This is a genomic window from Streptacidiphilus cavernicola, from assembly GCF_042510955.1.
Lineage (GTDB): Bacteria > Actinomycetota > Actinomycetes > Streptomycetales > Streptomycetaceae > Streptacidiphilus > Streptacidiphilus cavernicola.
The window spans coordinates 55,948-73,576 of record NZ_JBHFAB010000007.1; the positions used below are offsets into that span (position 1 = coordinate 55,948).

Sequence of the window (17,629 nt, forward strand, 5' to 3'; positions counted from 1 at the left end):
TTCGCCCGGCCGTGGCGTCTAGTATGCAGTGGTGTCCATATCTGTCACAGTCGTCGTTCCCACCTACAATTCGGGGCAGTTGATCGATTCGCTCGTCAATTCGATGAGGGAACAGACGATGAGCCGCGACGAGTTCGAGGTGCTTTTCGCCGACGACGGCTCGACCGACGGCACACCGGACCGGCTGGAGACCCTGGCCGCGCAGGACCCGCTGTTCCGGGTGCTGCGGCTGCCGAACTCGGGCTGGCCGGGGCAGCCCCGCAATACCGCGGTCGCCGCGGCCCGCGGCGAGTACGTCCAGTTCGTCGACCACGACGACACGATGGGCCCGGAGGCGCTGGAGCGCATGTACGCGCTCGGGCGCCGCAACCGCTCGGACATCGTCATCGGAAAGGTCAGCAGCACCCACCGGCTGCGCGGGATACCGCACGCCCTGATGAGCCGCACCCGGGAATCCTGCACCTATCGCACCGCGCCGCTGCACGACAGCCTGACCGTGCACAAGATGTACCGCACCGCTTTCCTGCGCGAGCAGGGCATCGTGTTCCCGGTCGGCCACTACGTCGGCGAGGACTTGCTGTTCATGGTCCCGGCGGTGCTGCGGGCCGCGAGCGTGTCGGTGGTCGGCGACTACCCCTGCTACTACTACCTGGAGCAGGAGGACGGCGGCAACGCCACCCCGTCCCGGCTCGACCCCGGCAGCTACAGCGGCAACCTCCGCGAGATTTTCGACGCGCTGCTGGCCGAGACCGACGACGAGGCGGTGCGGGAGACCTGGCTGCGCCGCTTCTGGCGGGCCGACCTGGTCAAGTACCTGAGCGAGCCGATCTTCCCGGCCTATCCGCCGGACCAGCGGCTGGAGCTGTTCCGGGCGCTGCGCGCGGTGGCCGCCGACTACCTGCCCGAGGGCGTCTACGCCGGGCTGTTCGGCCTGGAGCGGGCCAGAGCCGCCCTGATCCGGGCCGACCGGCCCGACCAGCTGCTCGAACTGTCGGAGCGGGCCTCGGGATTGGCGTCGCGGGCGGTGGTCGGCTCGGTCGGCCGGCGCCGGGAGCGGCTGCGGATCGACTTCGCCGCGGACTTCGTCAGGGACGCCGAGGGGACCCCGCTGGTGCTGCGTACGCGCGACGGGCGCCAGCTGCTCGACCCGGCGCTGACCGAGGGGCTGGACCTCGGCGGACCGCTCGACGTCAGCGGGGAGCTGGGCCGGTTCCGCTGCGACGCGCTGCTGCGGCACCGCGACAGCGCGGTGACCTGGCCGCTGCCGTGCAGCACCACGCTGAGCCTGGAGGCTCATGGCCATGACGCCGACGGCGAGTTGACGGTCCGTCCGGTGATCCGGGGCAGTGTGCTGTTCGACCCGCGCCGGGCGGCCGGCGGCGGACCGGTCGCCGAGGGGGTCTGGGACCTGCGGCTGCGGGTGCTGGGCCCCGGGCTGGACCGGTACACCCGGCCGACGGCGGGTCAGGGCCTGGACCTGGACCAAGCCGAACTGGCCGTGGCCGGACTCGGCGTCAGCGCCCGGTTCTCGGTCGGACCGGAGCAGGAGGACGGGCTCAGCCTGCTGGTGCGGCCGGTCGCCGAGGGCGGGCCCCGTCCCTTCCCCGCGGTCAGCGTGGTGCTTCCGGCCGCCGCCGACCCGGCGCTGCTGGCCGCGAGCACCGCCTCGCTGGCCGCCCAGTCACTGCCCGCGGACGTCGTCGAGGTGCTGTACGTCGGCGGCCCGGTGCCGCCGGGCGCAGCCGGGCGGAGCGTGCCGCTCGCCGAGGGCGCGGCCGAGGACCCCAGGGACGCGGGCGCCGCGGCGGCGCGCGGCGAGTACCTGCTCTTCCTCACCCCCGGCGACCGGCTCACCGACCGGGCGCTGGAACGGCTGTACGGCTACGGCCTGGAGCAGGACGCGGACATCGTGGTCGGCCGGGCCGAACCGGCCGAGGGCCGTCCGGCGCCGGCCGCCCTGTTCGCCGCGGACCGCCCGGCCGCGACGCCGGGGAAGGACCCGCTGCTGGACAGCCTCGGCGCGGACCAGCTGTTCCACCGCGGCTTCCTGGCCGACCACGGGCTGCGGTTCGGGCCGCCGGGACGGCCGCGGGCGGAGCAGGTGTTCACCCTGGCCGGGTACCTGTGCTCGGGCCGGACCTCGGTCCTCGGCGGCGACCCTGCTCTCCGCTACCGCCCCGGCGGGACCGCGGAGACCCCGGCCGAGGCCGACGCCGGGCTGCTGGACCTGCTCGACACGGTCGACCGGCTGACCGGGCCCGGCCAGCAGCGGGACCGGCTGCAACGGCACTGGCTCCGCTCCGAACTGCTGGACCGGCTGGCCGACACCGCGCTGCTACCGTCCGGCGCCCCGGACCGGGCCGAGCGGTTCGAGCGGCTCCGCGCGCTGCTGGTGGACCGGATCAGCCCCGGCGCGGTGGCCGGACTGTCGGCCGAGCAGCGGGTGCTGGCCTCGCTCGCGGCCGAGGGGCGGCTGGACGAACTGGCCCGGGTGGCCGCCTGGGAACGGTCGTTGAGCTGCCGGATCCGGCTGGACGACGTCAGCTGGCACCCCGAGGGGACGCTGCGGCTGCGCTTCACCGCCCGGCTGGCCGCCGACAGCGGACCGGTCGGGGTCCGTCCCGACCAGGACGTGCTGGTGCCGTCGGGCCTGGACCCCGCGCTGCTGGAACGCTTCGCCGCCGAGCCGCTGTCCGGCACCGCCGCACCCGGCCTCGGCCGGGCCGGGATCGTGCTGCGCCGCCGCGCCGACGGCGGCAGGCACCCGCTGCCCACCACTACCGAGGTGGTCCGCGGCGGACCCGACGGCGGTCTCGCGGTCACCGGTGAGGCGGTGCTCGACCCGGCCGCCGCGGCGTCCGGCGAGGCACTGGCGGACGGCGCCTGGGACCTGTGGGCCGACCTGCGCATCCTCGGCCGGACCGGCAAGGTCCGGGTCGGCGCGGACCGCGCGGTGGGCCTGGCCGGACCGCTCCCGGCCCGGCCGCACCCGGACGGCTCGGGACGCACCGTCGGCCCGTACTGGACCGATCCGCGGCAGGAGCTCTCGCTGCGGGTCGGGCTGCCCCGACCCGGCCTGCTGCGGCGCACGGCGGGGCGGCTGCACCGGGCGCTGACACGGTAGGATCACGCAGAGCGACCATCCGACCACTGGATGGAGCGGAGCTATGCGCTCCCGTCGGTCCGCCGGAGGCAGTAGGCATGTCGCACCAGACCCGTACCGTCCGCCGCGCCCGTCGCGTGGTGTCCCTGCTCGCCGCCGCCGCCGTGGTCGCGGCGTCCGCGCTGGCGGCGACCCCGGCCGGGGCCGCCCCGCAGCAGCGGCGCAGCCTCGGCGAGGAGGCACTGGCGGTCGCGGCCGGCCTCGCCCACCCGGAGGGCAGCCCGCCCGGCGTCAACGACTGGAGCTGCCGCCCCGGCCCCGAGCACCCGCGCCCGGTGGTGCTGCTGATCGGCACCGGCGCCAACATGATGCTCAACTGGTACTACTTCGGGCCGAAGTTGAAGCAGCAGGGGTACTGCCTGTTCTCGCTGAACTACGGCGACACCGGGCGCGGCCCGCTGAAGGCCCTGGGCGACATCCCGACCTCGGCGCGGGAGGTCGCGGCCTTCGTCGACCGGGTGCTCGCCGCCACCGGCGCGCGGCAGGTCGACCTGGTCGGGCACTCGCAGGGCGGCGGGGTGCTCCCCCGCTGGTACCTGCGCTTCGACGGCGGGACCGACCCGGCCGACCCGGCGCTGAACAAGGTGGACAAGCTGATCGGCATCGCGCCCAGCAACCACGGCAGCAACCTGGACGGCCTCGGCCCGGCCCTGGACGCCGCCGGCGTCTTCGACGCGACCACCCTGCTGCAGGGCGGCCCGGCGATGCAGCAGCAGCTCAAGGGCTCCTGGGTGAACACCACGGTGGACGCGGGCGGCGACACCCAGCCGGGGGTGGACTACACCGTGATCTCCACCAGGGACGACTACGTGGTCACCCCGTACACCACCCAGGCGCTGACCGCGGGGCCCGGCGCGACGGTCCGCAACGAGGTGCTGCAGGACGTCTGCCCGACCCTGCTGCCGCTGGTGGTCACCCATGTCGGCATGGCGTTCTCGCCCAGCGTGCTCGGCCTGGTCGAGGACGCGCTGGACCCGGCGGCGGCGCACGGGCGGCCGTGCAGCCCGCTCGCCGATCTGGGTTAGGTCCGCGGTCTGGCCCGGGGGTCGGTTTCTGACGTACCGTCAGGTCTGGCCGACGCCCAGGGGAGGACCGTATGACCGAACGTCCGGTGCCGCTCGACGAGTACCCGGTGCACCAGGTGCCGCTGTCGATGCGGCACGTCGCCACCGGTGACCGCAACGCCTACGACCGGTGCATCTTCCAGGTGTTCGACCACCGGGGACGGGCGCTGCTGATCGCCGGCCTCGGCGTCTACCCCAACCAGGGCGTGATCGACGCCTATGCCACGCTCCGGGTCGGCGACCGGCTGCACGCGGTGCGGGCCTCGGACGCGCTGGGCGAGGACCGGATGCAGCTGCGGGTCGGCCCGCTGCGGATCGAGGTCCGGGAGCCGCTGCGGACGCTGCGGCTGGTCTGCGAGCCGGACCCGGCCGACCCCGAGGGGCTGTCCTTCGACCTGACCTGGCAGGCCGCGTTCCCCGCCCGGTGGGAGCCGCACCATGTGGCCCGCACCGGGGACCGGCTGACCCTGGAGGGCCGCCGCTTCGTCCAGGCCGGGACGGCCCGCGGCACGATCCGGGCGGGCGGGGAGCGGCACACCGTCGACCCGGACGGCTGGACCGGCACCAGGGACCGGAGTTGGGGCGTGCGGCCGATCCCCGGCGAGCAGCCGGGCCGGGCCGCCGAGGAGTACCGGACCGAGGGCTTCCACTGGGTCTGGTGCCCGATCCGGTTCCGGGACCGCTTCCTGATGGTGGTGCTGCAGGAGGACGCCGACGGCTACCGCACGCTGAGCGACGCCGTACTGGTCCACCCCGAGGGCAGCGGGCGCGGGGACCAGCAGTTGGGCTGGCCGTACGTGGACATCGACTACGCGCCGGGGACCCGGGACCCGCGCTCCGCGGAGATCCGGCTGACCGGTGCCGCCCGCAAGCCGCTGGACATCAGGGCCGAGCTGCTGACCGGCAGCCCGCTCGCGGTCGGGGCCGGCTATCCGCCCGCGCAGGGCTGGCAGCACGGCAGCTGGCAGGGCCGCGGCTGGAGCGAGCGCCGGGTCTACGACCTCACCGACCCCGCCGACCTGGGCCTGGCCGGCTACGGGGTGACCGACCACGCCGCGCGGTTCACCCTGGACGGCGAGGTCGGCCACGGGATCTTCGAGCACGGCAGCTTCGGCCGGCACGACCCCAGCGGCTTCGCCGACTTCGCGGCGGTGGCGCCATGACCGACCGGCCCGCCGCTCCGCGCCCGCGCACCACCACCCGGGACCCGGCCGAGCTGGAACGCCGGCTCGGGGCCTGGGTGGACCGCTGGCTGCCGGGCGCGACCGTCGGCGGGCTCTCGGTGCCGCCGACCAACGGGATGTCCAGCGAGACCGTGCTGTTCGACCTGCGCCGCCCGGACCGGACCGTCCAGCCGTGCGTGCTCCGGCTCGCCGCGGACGTCGACGCCTACGCGGTGTTCCCGCGGTACGACATGGAGCGGCAGTACCGGGTGATCCGGCTGGTGGCCGAGCGGACCAGGGTGCCGGTGCCGCGGCTGCTCCGGCTGGAGGCCGACCCGGGGCCGCTGGGCGCGGCCGGGTTCGTGATGGAGCGGGTGGCCGGACGGGTGCCGCCGGACGTGATGCCGTACACCTACGGCGGCAACTGGCTGTTCGAGGCCTCGGCGGCCGAACAGGACCGGCTGGAGCAGGCCACGGTGGAGGTGCTGGCGGCGCTGCATACCGTCCCGGCGGCGGAGGCGGCGTTCCTGGAGCCGTCGCCCGCCCCCGGCGGGTCGGCGCTGCGGCGCCATGTGGAGCAGCAACGGGCCTACTACGACTGGGTGGTGACGGGTCGGCCACGCTCGCCGCTGATCGAGCGGGGCTTCGAGCGGCTGGAGCGGACCTGGCCCCCGGACCCCGGCCCGGCGGTGCTGAGCTGGGGTGACGCCAGGGTCGGCAACATCGTCTACCAGGGCTTCGAGCCGGCCGCCGTGCTGGACTGGGAGATGGCCTCGGTCGGCCCGCGCGAGCTGGACCTCGGCTGGCTGGTCTTTCTGCACCGCTTCTTCCAGGACCTCACCGAGGGCTCCGGGCTGCCCGGGATGCCGGACTTTCTCACCCCGGGGCGGGTCTGCGCCCGCTATGCCGAGCTGACCGGGCACACCCCTCGGGACCTGGAGTTCTATCTGCTGTACGCGGCGCTGCGGCACGCCGTGGTGATGCTGCGGATCGGCTACCGGCAGGTGCACTTCGGCGAGGCCGAGGCGCCGGCCGACCCGGACGCGCTGATCATGCACCGGGCCCGGCTGGAGGCGATGCTGTCCTGACGGTAGCTTCCCGCCCATGAGCGAAACCCCTGAGCGCTACCCGATCCTGAGCGGTTCCACCTTCGAGGAGCGGATCGGCTACGCCCGCGCCGTCGTCGACGGCGACCGGGTCCATGTCTCCGGCACCACCGGCTACGACTACCGCACCATGACCATCTCCGACGACGTGGTGGAGCAGGCGGAGCAGTGCCTGCGCAACATCGGCGCGGCGCTCGCCCAGGCCGGCGGCTCCTTCGCGGACGTGGTCCGGGTGCGCTACCTGCTGCCCGAGCGGGCCGACTTCGAGCCCTGCTGGCCGGTGCTGCGGGCCTGCTTCGGCGAGGTGCGGCCGGCCGCGACGATGATGGTGTGCGGCCTGGCCGACCCGGCGATGCGGATCGAGATCGAGGTGGAAGCGCGGCTACGGGTCAGCCGGAACGGTCAAGCAGGTTGACCGTTCCTCAGATGGCCACCGCCTTGGCTGCGCTGATCTCGTAGCCGAGGACCAGCGTCCGGCGCTCGTCGGGGCCGAGGGTGAGCCCGTAGCGGACGATGCCCTCGGCGTCGACCTCGTCCGGCGGCGGCGAGCAGCGGTCCTTGTCAAGCCTGACCTCCACCGCCGCCAGTTCGGAGACCGGGATCCGCTCGCGCACCGCGACCTCCAGCGGCGGCGCTCCGGCCGGGGCGAACCTGGACACCGCGAGCCGCACGGTACGGGTGATGACGGTGCGTCCGGTGAGGGCGGTGGTGTCGCGGGACTCCTCGACCGAGCGGGTGACCCGGAAGGTGTCCTCGCTGCCGAAGGACAGTTCGGCCGGGGCGTCCACCGCGGTGAACCGCAGGTCGCCGCGGCCGACGAAGCCGCTGCCGCTGACCAGGTCGACCGGCCCGGACAGCAGCGCCTGGCCGGTGCTGTTGCGGAACGCGACCACCTGGCTGACCAGCGCGGACAGTTCGGGGGTGGCCCGGTACTCGGCCCGCGCGGGCAGGGTGTCGACCCCCAGCGGCACCCGGTGCGGGCGGCCGTCGGAGGGCAGGGTCACCGGCGCGGGCGCGGCCAGCACCCGGGCCTCCCCGCCGTCGTCCACCCCGGGCAGCGCCGCCGCCGGGTCCGGGGCACCGTCCTCGTCCGCCGGTCCGAGGGTCTGGATCTCGACCTCCCGCAGATCCACCTCGATGGTCTTGCGCTCCTCCGGGGTGCGGTCGACCAGCCGCAGCACGTCCTCGTCCAGCACGGGCGGCTCCGCGGCCTGGGCGGTCCTGGCGGTGGACAGGGTGAGCCGGACGTCCGACCAGTCCTCGCCGGTGCGCTGCCAGGCCACCGCGTCCCGCTGGAGCGTGAGCGAGCCGCCGTCGGCGGCCAGCTCGGCCCGGTAGGCGGGCCGCCAGAGCGCGCACGGGGTCAGCTGGGTGACCGTCAACCCGGCCGCGGCGAACGGCTCGGAGGCCTCGACCACCACGTCGACGAAGGCGGACAGCACCAGCGGCCGTTCCTCCGCGTCCTCCAGCGCCTGCTCGGCCCGGCGCAGCTGCTCGCCGTCCTTGAGCAGGTCGCGGCCGAGCAGCCGGTACGCCTCGGTGTGCCGGGTGTGCTCCTGGTAGGCCCGGTCCAGCTCGGCGGTCCAGCGCTCCGGGTCGGCCTGCCCGGCGCCGGCGCTCTCGGCGATGTCGCGGCGCAGCTCGTCCAGCAGCTGGTCCAGGATGGCGACCCGGCTCCCGGTACGCTCCCGGTCGGCTTCGAGCCGGCGGATCCGCTCGGTCAACCGGTGCACCCGGTGCCGCAGTTCGGAGGCGTCCTCGGCCGGGGCGCCGACCGGCGGCGGGGTGTACAGCCGGACCAGCCGGGCGTCCACGACGACGACGGCCGCGCCGGGCTCCGGCTCGGCGCGCAGCGAGCGGTCCACGGCGAGCGGGCTGACCGGCCCGAGCCGGACCCGGTGCGTGCCGGCGGCGAGATCGAGCCGGACCAGGCGCCGGACCTCGGCCCGGTCCTCCAGCAGGGTGACCGCAGTGACCGGGCAGGGGACCGGCGTGGGCGCGGAGTCCGGCGCGGGCTCCGGCGGCGGGGTGGACGACATGGGTCAGAGCCTCCGGTTTCCGTCGAGGAGTGCCTTGGCGACCGGCACGCGGATCTCGTAGCCGCCGGTCAGCCGCTGCCGGGCGTGCGGGGCGAGGGTGGCCCGCCAGACCCGCATCCCCCGCTGGTGCCGCTCGTCCTGCTCCGGCGGCACCGCCGTCCACGGCGGGGAGGCGGGGCGCTCCTCGATCCGGACGTCCTTGTCGTCGCTGACCGGCACCCGCTCCCGGACCTCGACGGTGACCGGTCGGCCCAGCCGGTTCGCCAGCTCGACCTCGATCCCCTGCTCGATCACCGTGGTCCCGCCGCGCAGCCCCGCGTTGGACTCCTTGCTCCGCACCCGCCGGGCGACCTGGACCCCCTCCACCACCCCGATGCCGACCCGGCGCTGCTCCCCCGGCGCCAGCGTGGGCAGCTGAACGGTCATCAGGTACGCCCCGTCCACGCTCACCTCGGCCGCCCCGGCGAGCAGCGCGTGCCCGCTGCCGTTGCCCAGTCGGACGGCGGCGTAGACCCGCGGGTCCACGGCCGGGACGCAGACGTGCTCGACCGCGGACTCCACCGGGAACTCCAGCACCGGCACGGTGTGCCAACCGCCGTCGGACGGCAGGTCCACCGGCGCCCCGGCGTCGTAGCGGTGGTCGAACGACCCCGCGGACACCCGGACCGGCACACAGTGCGGCGGCAGCGGCTGCCGGGCCACCGCCTCGGCCGCCGCCTGTTCCGCGGCGAAGGCGGCGACCTGCCCGACCGGGGCCAGCAGACCCCGCGCGCCGGGCGCCGCGTCGGCCCCGGCCAGCACCAGCTGCGCGTAGTCCCGCCCAGCCACGCCCCCGCCGCCCCCGCCCCCGCCGCCCACGGGCTCAGCAGCGGCCCCAGGCCCCGCCGCCCGCTTCGCCATCGCCCGCACCGGAGCCGCACCGCCGGGCGCCTGCGGGACGGCAGCCGACCGGGCGACGTCCGCCGCAGCGCCGTACGAGCCCTCCGCCAGCACCGACCGGGCCCGCGACCGCCCCATCGGCGCGGGCGGCGGAGCCGCCATCGGGAACGGCACCGGCCCTCCGGAGGCCGCCGCGGGCGAACCCCCGCCCGCCACCGGCGCGAACCCCGGCGCCGCGGCCTCCCGCACCGGCCGCAGGAAGTCGTCGTACCCACGGAACAGCTCCGCCAGCCCGCCCGGCGGCTCACGCCACACCTGCGGCACCGCCGCCTCCTGCCGCCGCCCGATCCGCAGCGACCGCAGCTCCGGCAGGTCGCTGCGACGGCGCAGATCCGCCGTGGAGAGCCCCAGCCGCACCCCGCTCCAGTCCTCCCCGGTCCGCTGCGCCACCTGGGCCCGCATCACCAGCCCCGCCCTCAACTCCCCGCCGTCCAGCCCGTCCAGCCGCAGGTGGTACGTCGGCGTCCAGGTCGCCCCGGGAACCCCGTACTCCAGCTCCAGTTCGACCTCCGCCCCGCCCTCCGCAGCCGCCCCGCCCTGATCCAGCGTCAGCAGCACCGAACTGCTCCGGCCGACCTGGTCGGCCGGCTGCCCCGACTGCCCCGCCGAGGCGGCCCGCAGCCGCCGCCTCGCGGTCTCCGCCGCCTGCTCCGCCTCGCGCAGCGCGTCCTCCGCGGCCAGCAGCCGCTGCCGCAGCGCGCCGAGCCGGGTGTCCACGAACTCGGCCAGCGCCAACAGCGCTTCGGCGGGCGCGCGCCGCGGCGGCTCGCCCCGGCGCGGGACCGGCGGGACCGCCCGCAGCGCGGCGACGTGCTCCACCTGTGCGGCCAGCCCGGCCCGCGCCGCGCCCGCCGCGTACAGCGCCTCCTCCGCCGCGTCGCAGGCGCGCCGCAGCGGGGACAGGTCCTCGGCCTCGGTCAGCTCCGCCTCGACCACCCGGCGCACGTCCAGCACCCGCAGCCGGTCGGGCCCGGACAGCAGCGAGCCGCGCAGGCTGTGCGGGTCCGCGGTCAGCGGCAGCCCGTCCAGCCGGATCCGCAACCGCCCCTCGGCGCCCGCCGGCAGGGTGAACGAGGCCCGGCGCCGGCACAGCGCGCCGGTCGAGTGGACCACCACCGTGTGCAGCCGCGAGGTCAGTTGACGGTCCGTTCGGGGCATGCTGTCTCCCTCGCCGAATCCTGCTGCCGGGGTTGCCAGGTTAGGCGAACGGGTCAGAGCGCGGCCAGTCGCTCCGTCAGGTCGTCCAGCCCGAACGGGCCCTGCGACAGCGCCCGCATGTGCCAGGACTTGAGGTCGAATCCCGATCCGTGCCGCCGCCTGGCCTCCTCCCGCCCGCGCAGCCAGGCCCGCTCGCCGAGCTTGTAGCCGATGGCCTGGCCCGGCCAGCCCAGGTAGCGGACGATCTCGCTCTCCCGCATCTCGGCCGTGCCGCCGCTGTAGGCGGCGAAGAAGCCGGTTGCCAGCTCCGGCGTCCAGCGCTCGCCGGGGTGGAACGGGGAGTCGGCGGGGACGGTCAGCTCCAGGTGCATGCCGATGTCGATGATCACCCGGATGGCCCGCAGCATCTGCCCCTCCAGGAAGCCGAGCCGGTGGCCCGGGTCGGTGAAGAAGCCCAGTTCGTCCATCAGTCGCTCGGCGTAGAGGGCCCAGCCCTCGGTGTCCGCGCTGACGCTGCCCACGGTCATCTGGTAGCGGGACAGCTCCCCCGCCGAGCGCATCCGCTGGGTCAGGTGCAGGTGGTGCCCGGGGACGCCCTCGTGGTACCAGGTGGACACCAGCTCCCAGGTCGGGAAGACCGTCCGGCCCAGGGTCGGCAGCCAGGTCCGCCCCGGCCGGCTGAAGTCCAGGCTGGGACGGGTGTAGTAGGGCGCGGCGGCGCTCCCGGCCGGGGCGATCATGGCCTCCACCCGGCGCAGCGGGCCGTCCAGGTCGAAGTGCGGGCCGTCCAGGGCCTCGATCGCCTGGTCCATCACCTGCTGCAGCCAGCGGCGGACCGGCTCCACCCCGGCGACCGAGGGCCCGTGCCGCTCCAGGTGTGCGACCGCCGCCAGCGGGGACGCGCCGGGGAGCACCTGCCCGGCCTCGGCCCGCATCTCGGCGTGCAGCCGGTGGAACTCGGTCCAGGCCCAGCCGTAGGCCTCGTCCAGGTCGAGGTCGGCGCCGGTGCAGTTGCGGGCGGAGCGCAGGTACCGCTCGCGGCCGGCCGTGTCCGGGGCGCCGACCGCGGCCGGGGCGTACTCCGTGCGGAGCCAGTCGCGGAAGTCGGCGGTGGCCGCGGCGGCCGAGTCCGCCGCCGCGTCCAGCTCGGCCCGGAGCCGGTCCGGGCCCGCGGCGGCGAAGTCGGCGAACCAGCTGCTGCCGCCCACCGGGCCGGTCCAGTCGGCCAGTTGGCCGATCACGGTGTCGACCTGGCGCGGCCCGCAGAGCAGCCCCCGGTCCAACCCCTCGGCGAGGGTGGCCCGGTAGCCGCGCAGCGCGCCGCCGACGTTGCGCAGCCGCCCGGCGACCACGGCCCAGTCGTCCTCGGTGGCGGTCGGCATGCTGGTGAAGACCTGCCGGACCTGGTGCAGCGGCGAGGCGATGTTGCTGAGCCCGCGGAAGTGGTCCCCGGCGTCGTGCACCGCGAGCCGGGCGGTGAGGCGCTCTCCGAGCAGCCGGGCGCAGGCGGCCTCGGCCGGGTCGGCCCGCGCCTCGGCGGGCAGCGCGGCGAGGTCGGCCAGCGTGCGCCGGGCCAACTCGGCCTCGGCCTCGAAGCCCTCGGGTGACAGGTCGGGTTGGCGGTCGTCGTCGAGGTCCACCCCGAGGCCCACCGCCACGATCGGATCGTGGGCGACGAGCGCCTCCAGATAGGAGTCGGCGAGCTGCCTGGGGGCCTGCTGGGTCACGGTGTCAGCCATGGGAGCCATCCTGGCGCACCCCTGCGCGGCGGCGCTCCCCTGGCGACGGGAAAGCAGGCGACGCCGATCAGGAACGCGGTGATGTGGCCGAGGTTGGTGAAGTCCCAGTCGGTCACTATCAGCAGCACGAAGAACGCGCTCGCCGCGCCGAGGTAGTACCAGCGCAGCGGCCGGGCGACCAGCCAGGTGAGCACGCCGGCCGAGCCGGCCAGCGCGTAGCTGACGCCGATGTCCAGCGCGTACGCGGTGCGGTGCGGCAGCGCCCCGGTGTTGATCAGCACGTCCACCATGCCCTCGCTGACCAGGGTCGCGCCGACGTGCGCGGTCACCGCCACGGCGAGCCAGCGCCAGGTGCCGAGCCGGCGCTCCACCGGCACGTGGATCAGGTTGAACAGCAGGAACCAGAACAGGAAGCTCGGGGTCTCGGTCCAGAAGGCGCTGGTGATCAGGACCTTGACCGGGTGGTGCCGCAGCTGGTCCAGGTTGGTGCTGTGGGTGAACAGGAAGTACCTGCGCACCCGGGGCGACATCCGGGCCAGCGCGAAAGTGTTCAGGCCCAGCACCAGCAGCCAGATGTAGGTGCCCGGCGCCGAGCCGACGTACCCGGCGGCCCCGGCCGCCCAGCGGCGGAGCCGGGACGGCGGGCGCGGGCCCTGCGGCGGGGCGGCGGGGGGCTGCGGAGCTGCCGTGGTCATGCGGGCCATTGTGCCGTCCGGCAGGTACGGGCCGCGGGGATTGACGTCCTTGTTGACATGGAGTCTCATAAGAGCAGAGGAGCAGTACCCCGCCGACGGAGGAGACCTGCCGTGCACACGGAAGCCGCGACCGCTCTGCTGACGGACCGTGAGCGGGTGGCCGAGCGCCTGCTCGAGGCGTCCGCCAAGCACTCCTACGACCCCGACACCGAACTCGACTGGGACGCGCCGCTGGAGCCCGGGAAGTGGTTCCTGCCGGAGCGCATGGTCTCGCTCTACGGCACGCCGCTCTGGGAGCGGCTCGACGAGCACCAGCGGATCGAGCTGTCCCGGCACGAGGCCGCGAGCCTGGCCTCGGCCGGGATCTGGTTCGAGGTGATCCTGATGCAGCTGCTGGCCCGGCACGTCTACGACCTGGACCCGCGCAGCAGCCATGTCGCCTACGCGCTCACCGAGATGGCCGACGAGTGCCGGCACTCGCGGATGTTCGCCCGGATGGTGACCAAGCTCGGCACCCCGTACTACCGTCCCGGCGGGGTCACCCGCTTCCTCGGCCGGGTGCTGAAGACCACCGCGACCACGCCCGGCGCCTTCACCGCCACCCTGCTGGTCGAGGAGATCCTGGACCGGATCCAGCGGCAGACCTTCCCGGACGAGACGGTCCAGCCGCTGGTCCGCGGCATCACCCGGATCCACGTGGTGGAGGAGGCCAGGCACGTCCGCTACGCCCGCGAGGAGCTACGGCGGCAGATGGCGAGCTGCCCGGCCTGGGAGCGGCAGCTGACCCGGACGATCTCCGGCGAGGCCTCGGTGGTGGTGGCCCGCGCGCTGGTCAGCCCGGCGGTGTACGCCGCGGTCGGGCTCGACCCGCGCGAGGCGGTGCGCCAGGTCCGGGCCAGCGAGCACCGGCGGGAGACCATGCGCTGGTCGGCGGAGCGGCTGACCGGCTTCCTGGAGGAGACCGGCGTGATCCGCGGCGCCCTGGACCGCGCCGCCTGGCGCCGCTCCGGCCTGCTCGGCTGAGGCCCGGATCCGGCGGTCCCGGCGCCACACCCCCGTAGGCTGGGCCCCATGGACGCACCCGCCGCACCCGCCCACGAGGGCACCGCAGCCGCTGCCCCGGAGGCCGCCGGGTCGCGGGCGGCCCGGTCGCAGGCCGCCCCCGCCGCACCAGCCCCCGACGCCGCCGCGCAGCGCCCGCGCCGGGCCCCGTACCGCAGGCTGCCGGTGGAGCAGCGCCGGGAGCAGCTGATCGCGGTCGCCCTGGAGCTGTTCAGCAGGCACGCCCCCGAGGAGGTCTCGCTCGACGACGTGGCGCTGGCCGCGGAGGCCTCCCGTCCCCTGGTCTACCGCTACTTCCCGGGCGGCAAGCAGCAGTTGTACGAGGCCGCGCTGCGCAGCGCGGCCGACGAGCTGTCCGCCCGGTTCGTCCCGCCGGCCGCGGGCGGCCCGACCGAGCGGCTCGGGCACGTCCTGGACCAGTACTTCGGCTTCGTCGGCGAGCACGCGGCCGGATACGCGGCGCTGCTCCGCGGCGGCTCGGTCGCGGAGACCGAGCGCACCACCGCGATCGTGGACCAGGTGCGCCGTGCGGCACACCGCAGCATCCTGGAGCAGCTGCGGGTGCCGGAGCCGGGCCCGCGGCTGGTGCTGCTGGTCCGCTCCTGGATCTCGGTGGTCGAGACGACCGCGCTGACCTGGCTGGACGACGGCCGCGGCACCGACCGGGACGGCGTGGGACCGGCGGCCGGGCTGCGGGACTGGCTGGTGGACGAGTTCGTGGCGATGTTCGCCGTCGCGGCGCTGCACGACCCGGAGACGGAGCGGGTGCTGCGGGCGATGCTGGCCGGCGACGGCGCGGAGGCCGGGGCGGCGCTGGTGACCCGGCTGGGCGCGCTGCTCACCGCAGCGGCCCCGGCCGGATCACCGGCCTGACCCCCGCCCCGGTGCTACCCCTTGCCGAGCTGCTGCCGCTGCCGCCCCAGCCGGTCGATCTCCAGCTCCATCACGTCGCCGGGCTTCAGGTAGGGCTGCCCGGGGAGGCCCATCGCCACCCCGGCCGGGGTGCCGGTGTTGATCACGTCCCCGGGCTCCAGCACCATGAACTGGCTGATGTACCAGACCACATGGCGGACGTTGAAGATCATGTCGGCGGTGCTGCCGTGCTGCCGCGACTCGCCGTTCACCGACACCCGCAGGCCCAGCGCCTGCGGGTCGCCGACCTCGTCCGGGGTGACCAGCCAGGGGCCGAGCGGGTTGAAGGTCTCGCAGGACTTGCCCTTGTCCCAGGTCCCGCCGCGCTCCAACTGGAACTCGCGCTCGGAGACGTCGTTGCTGACCGCGTACCCGGCGATCACCGCGTCGGCGTCCTCCGGCGAGCCCAGGTAGCGGGCGGTCCGGCCGATCACGACGGCCAGCTCGACCTCGTAGTCGGTCTTGCCGCTGCCGCGCGGCACCAGCACCTCGTCGTCCGGGCCGACCACGGTGTTGGGCGCCTTCATGAACAGCACCGGCTCGTCCGGGATCGCCGAGCCCGCCTCGGCGGCGTGGTCGCGGTAGTTGAGCCCGACGCAGACCACCTTGGGCGGCCGGGCCACGGGCGCGCCGATGCGCTGCCCGGCCAGGTCGAGCACGGGCAGCGCGCCCTGCTCCAGCAGGGCCAGTAGCGGGCCGGCGCCCTGGTCGAGCAGCCGGGTCAGAAAAGCGCCGTCGATGTCCCCGGTCAGGCCGGAGAGGTCGTACGCCGTCGTCTCGTCGTGGTCGGACAGCAGGGCGGGCCGTTCCGCCCCGAAGGGTCCTACGCGCAGGAATCGCACCTGTCACCACACACCTTTGCGATCAGGACGGTCCGGTCGCCCACCGTCGCCAGGAGCTCCGATGTATACCATCCGACGGCGCACCGGTTCCAGTGCGGTCAGTGCCGGAGCACCCGCCGCTCACCCGCGCCGACCGGCGCCGACAGGCTGTTCCCCGGCGGTGGGAAGGGGCAGATGAAGTGGTCCGCGAAGGCGCAGGGCGGCAGGTGGGCCCGGTTGAAGTCGGCCTCGGTCGTGCCGTCGGCGCCGGGTGCGGGCAGTGCGAGGAAGCGGAACGGGAAGCCCTGCCCGCCGCGGCCCGGGTCCGCGAAGACCGCGCTCAGCGTGCCGTCCGAGTCCTGGCCCACCAGCAGCGTCAGCGGGACCGGCGGGCCCTCCGCGGCGGGCGCGGTGAAGCCGACCGTCCCGGCCAGCGCGAGCCCGCGCTCGCGGCCGTCCGCGTTGGGCACGCCGACGGTGCGGGCCTCCGGGTACCGGGTGAAGCGCGCGGGCAGCACCCAGGCCGGGTCGTAGGGGTGCGCGTCGATCCCGGCGAAGGCGGCCCGCGCCGCGGCGGCCGGGTCGTAGACCCGGACCGCGTACTCGCCCTCGCGCAGGATCAGCCGCAGCAGCCGGCCGCCGTGGGTGATCACCGAGGGCCGGGGCGCGGTGTCCGGACAGAGCCGGACCGAGCCGTCCAGCGCGGTGTGGTCGACCTCCAGGCCGTCGTGCCGGGCCGCGGTCAGCACCACGCAGCTGCCCTGCAGCTCCCAGCGCCCCGGCACCCCCGGCAGGCCCTCGCGCAGGTCGGCGAGCCAGTGCGTGCCGGTCAGGGCCAGCGGTCCGTGCGGCGCGCGGGCGGCGACCACCCGCGCGTCACGCCAGTGCTTCCAGTCGTCCAGGCGGCTGCTCACAAGGTACCTCCGGTACGCAAAGGGCGGCGGGCACCCGGGTCGTACCCAACGCGCGGCCGGCCCCACACCTCGGACACCGGGGGCCCGCCCACGATACCGTCGGCTGTGTGATCAACGCCGTGATGTTCGACTTCTCCGGAACCCTCTTCCACATCGAGTCGGCGGCCGAATGGCTCGACGAGCTCGGGCTGGACCTCTCCCCGGCCGAACGCGAGGACTGCGTACGGCGGTTGACCGAGACCGGCGCACTGCCCGGCGGCCCGCCCCCGCTGCACCCGCCCGAGGGCTGGTCCCAGCGCGACGTCACCGCCGAGCGGCACCGGTCCGTCTACACCGCGCAGACCAGGGCCGCGCTGCTGCCGCTCTTCGGCCCGGAGCGGGCGGACCGGCTCGCGGCCGAGCTGTACCGGCGGCACATGAGCCCCGGCGCCTGGCGCAGCCCGTACCCCGACGCCGAGCCGGTGCTGAGCGAGCTGCGGCGGCGCGGCGTCCCGGTCGCCGTGGTCAGCAACATCGGCTGGGACCTGCGCCCGGTCTTCGTCCACGGCGGCCTGGACCGGTACGTGGACGCCTATGTGCTGTCCTACGAGCTGGAGGCGCAGAAGCCCGACCCGCGGATCTTCCGGGCGGCCTGCGAGCTGCTCGGGCACCCGCCGGAGCAGGTGCTGATGGTCGGCGACGACCTCGCCGCCGACGGCGGGGCGACCGCGCTCGGCTGCGCCTTCCACCACGTCCGGTCGCTGCCGGTGGCCGAGCGGCCGGACGGCCTGCTGCCGGTCCTCGACCTCGTGGGGTCGGGACCGCTCCCCGGTGACAGGATGGAGGGAGTACCCGCTACCGGAGGTTGATCGCTC

Annotated in this window: 14 protein-coding genes; 8 read left to right on the plus strand and 6 right to left on the minus strand. The window is 75.3% G+C overall.

What is annotated here, in order from left to right; translation table 11 throughout:
- The first annotated feature begins 31 nt into the window (after positions 1 to 31).
- The 5 genes from ACEZDE_RS11560 to ACEZDE_RS11580 all read left to right on the plus strand — a co-directional run bounded on the left by ACEZDE_RS11560 (position 32) and on the right by ACEZDE_RS11580 (position 6,911).
- A complete protein-coding gene (locus ACEZDE_RS11560) occupies positions 32 to 3,124 on the plus strand; it encodes a glycosyltransferase (protein WP_380535257.1) in 3,093 nt (1,030 codons plus the stop codon).
- 77 nt (positions 3,125 to 3,201) lie between these two features.
- Positions 3,202 to 4,188: an esterase/lipase family protein gene (locus ACEZDE_RS11565; RefSeq protein WP_380535259.1), complete on the plus strand. Its 987-nt coding sequence runs from the start codon at positions 3,202 to 3,204 to the stop codon at positions 4,186 to 4,188.
- 71 nt (positions 4,189 to 4,259) lie between these two features.
- Positions 4,260 to 5,390 carry a hypothetical protein gene (locus ACEZDE_RS11570; protein WP_380535262.1) on the plus strand — a complete coding sequence of 377 codons (1,131 nt, stop codon included), beginning with the start codon at positions 4,260 to 4,262 and terminating at the stop codon, positions 5,388 to 5,390.
- The gene (locus ACEZDE_RS11575; protein ID WP_380535264.1) at positions 5,387 to 6,478 is read left to right on the plus strand and encodes a phosphotransferase family protein; all 1,092 of its coding nucleotides are present in this window, start codon (positions 5,387 to 5,389) and stop codon (positions 6,476 to 6,478) included. The genes ACEZDE_RS11570 and ACEZDE_RS11575 overlap by 4 nt, the downstream gene beginning before the upstream one ends.
- Before the next feature lie 16 nt (positions 6,479 to 6,494).
- Positions 6,495 to 6,911 carry a RidA family protein gene (locus ACEZDE_RS11580; protein WP_380535266.1) on the plus strand — a complete coding sequence of 139 codons (417 nt, stop codon included), beginning with the start codon at positions 6,495 to 6,497 and terminating at the stop codon, positions 6,909 to 6,911.
- Positions 6,912 to 6,918: 7 nt separating this feature from the next.
- Here the strand turns inward: ACEZDE_RS11580 and ACEZDE_RS11585 are convergent, their stop codons facing one another.
- Genes ACEZDE_RS11585 through ACEZDE_RS11600 form a run of 4 tightly spaced genes read right to left on the minus strand, consistent with a single transcriptional unit; the run spans position 6,919 to position 13,066 of the window.
- Positions 6,919 to 8,535, minus strand: coding sequence for a mucoidy inhibitor MuiA family protein (locus ACEZDE_RS11585; protein ID WP_380535268.1), 1,617 nt, complete (start codon positions 8,533 to 8,535; stop codon positions 6,919 to 6,921).
- 3 nt (positions 8,536 to 8,538) lie between these two features.
- On the minus strand, positions 8,539 to 10,632 hold the full coding sequence (locus ACEZDE_RS11590; RefSeq protein WP_380535270.1) for a DUF4139 domain-containing protein: 2,094 nt from the start codon (positions 10,630 to 10,632) through the stop codon (positions 8,539 to 8,541).
- A 53-nt stretch (positions 10,633 to 10,685) separates the two neighbouring features.
- The gene (locus ACEZDE_RS11595) at positions 10,686 to 12,371 is read right to left on the minus strand and encodes a DUF885 domain-containing protein (protein WP_380535272.1); all 1,686 of its coding nucleotides are present in this window, start codon (positions 12,369 to 12,371) and stop codon (positions 10,686 to 10,688) included.
- Entirely contained in the window at positions 12,356 to 13,066 is a 711-nt protein-coding gene (locus ACEZDE_RS11600) for a rhomboid-like protein (protein ID WP_380535274.1), read from the minus strand. Before ACEZDE_RS11600 ends, ACEZDE_RS11595 begins: the two co-directional genes overlap by 16 nt.
- A gap of 111 nt (positions 13,067 to 13,177) precedes the next feature.
- On the opposite strand from ACEZDE_RS11600, the gene ACEZDE_RS11605 reads away from it, so the two are divergent.
- Complete coding sequence (locus ACEZDE_RS11605; RefSeq protein ID WP_380535276.1) at positions 13,178 to 14,089, plus strand: AurF N-oxygenase family protein; 912 nt, start codon at positions 13,178 to 13,180, stop codon at positions 14,087 to 14,089.
- Between the two features lie 48 nt (positions 14,090 to 14,137).
- Positions 14,138 to 15,001, plus strand: coding sequence for a TetR/AcrR family transcriptional regulator (locus tag ACEZDE_RS11610; protein ID WP_380535278.1), 864 nt, complete (start codon positions 14,138 to 14,140; stop codon positions 14,999 to 15,001).
- Between the two features lie 14 nt (positions 15,002 to 15,015).
- On the opposite strand, the gene ACEZDE_RS11615 is transcribed toward ACEZDE_RS11610, so the two are convergent.
- Positions 15,016 to 15,882, minus strand: coding sequence for a fumarylacetoacetate hydrolase family protein (locus ACEZDE_RS11615; protein ID WP_380535280.1), 867 nt, complete (start codon positions 15,880 to 15,882; stop codon positions 15,016 to 15,018).
- Between the two features lie 98 nt (positions 15,883 to 15,980).
- The gene (locus ACEZDE_RS11620) at positions 15,981 to 16,775 is read right to left on the minus strand and encodes a DUF1684 domain-containing protein (protein ID WP_380535282.1); all 795 of its coding nucleotides are present in this window, start codon (positions 16,773 to 16,775) and stop codon (positions 15,981 to 15,983) included.
- A 110-nt stretch (positions 16,776 to 16,885) separates the two neighbouring features.
- On the opposite strand from ACEZDE_RS11620, the gene ACEZDE_RS11625 reads away from it, so the two are divergent.
- A complete protein-coding gene (locus ACEZDE_RS11625; protein ID WP_380535687.1) occupies positions 16,886 to 17,623 on the plus strand; it encodes an HAD family hydrolase in 738 nt (245 codons plus the stop codon).
- Positions 17,624 to 17,629: the final 6 nt, after the last annotated feature.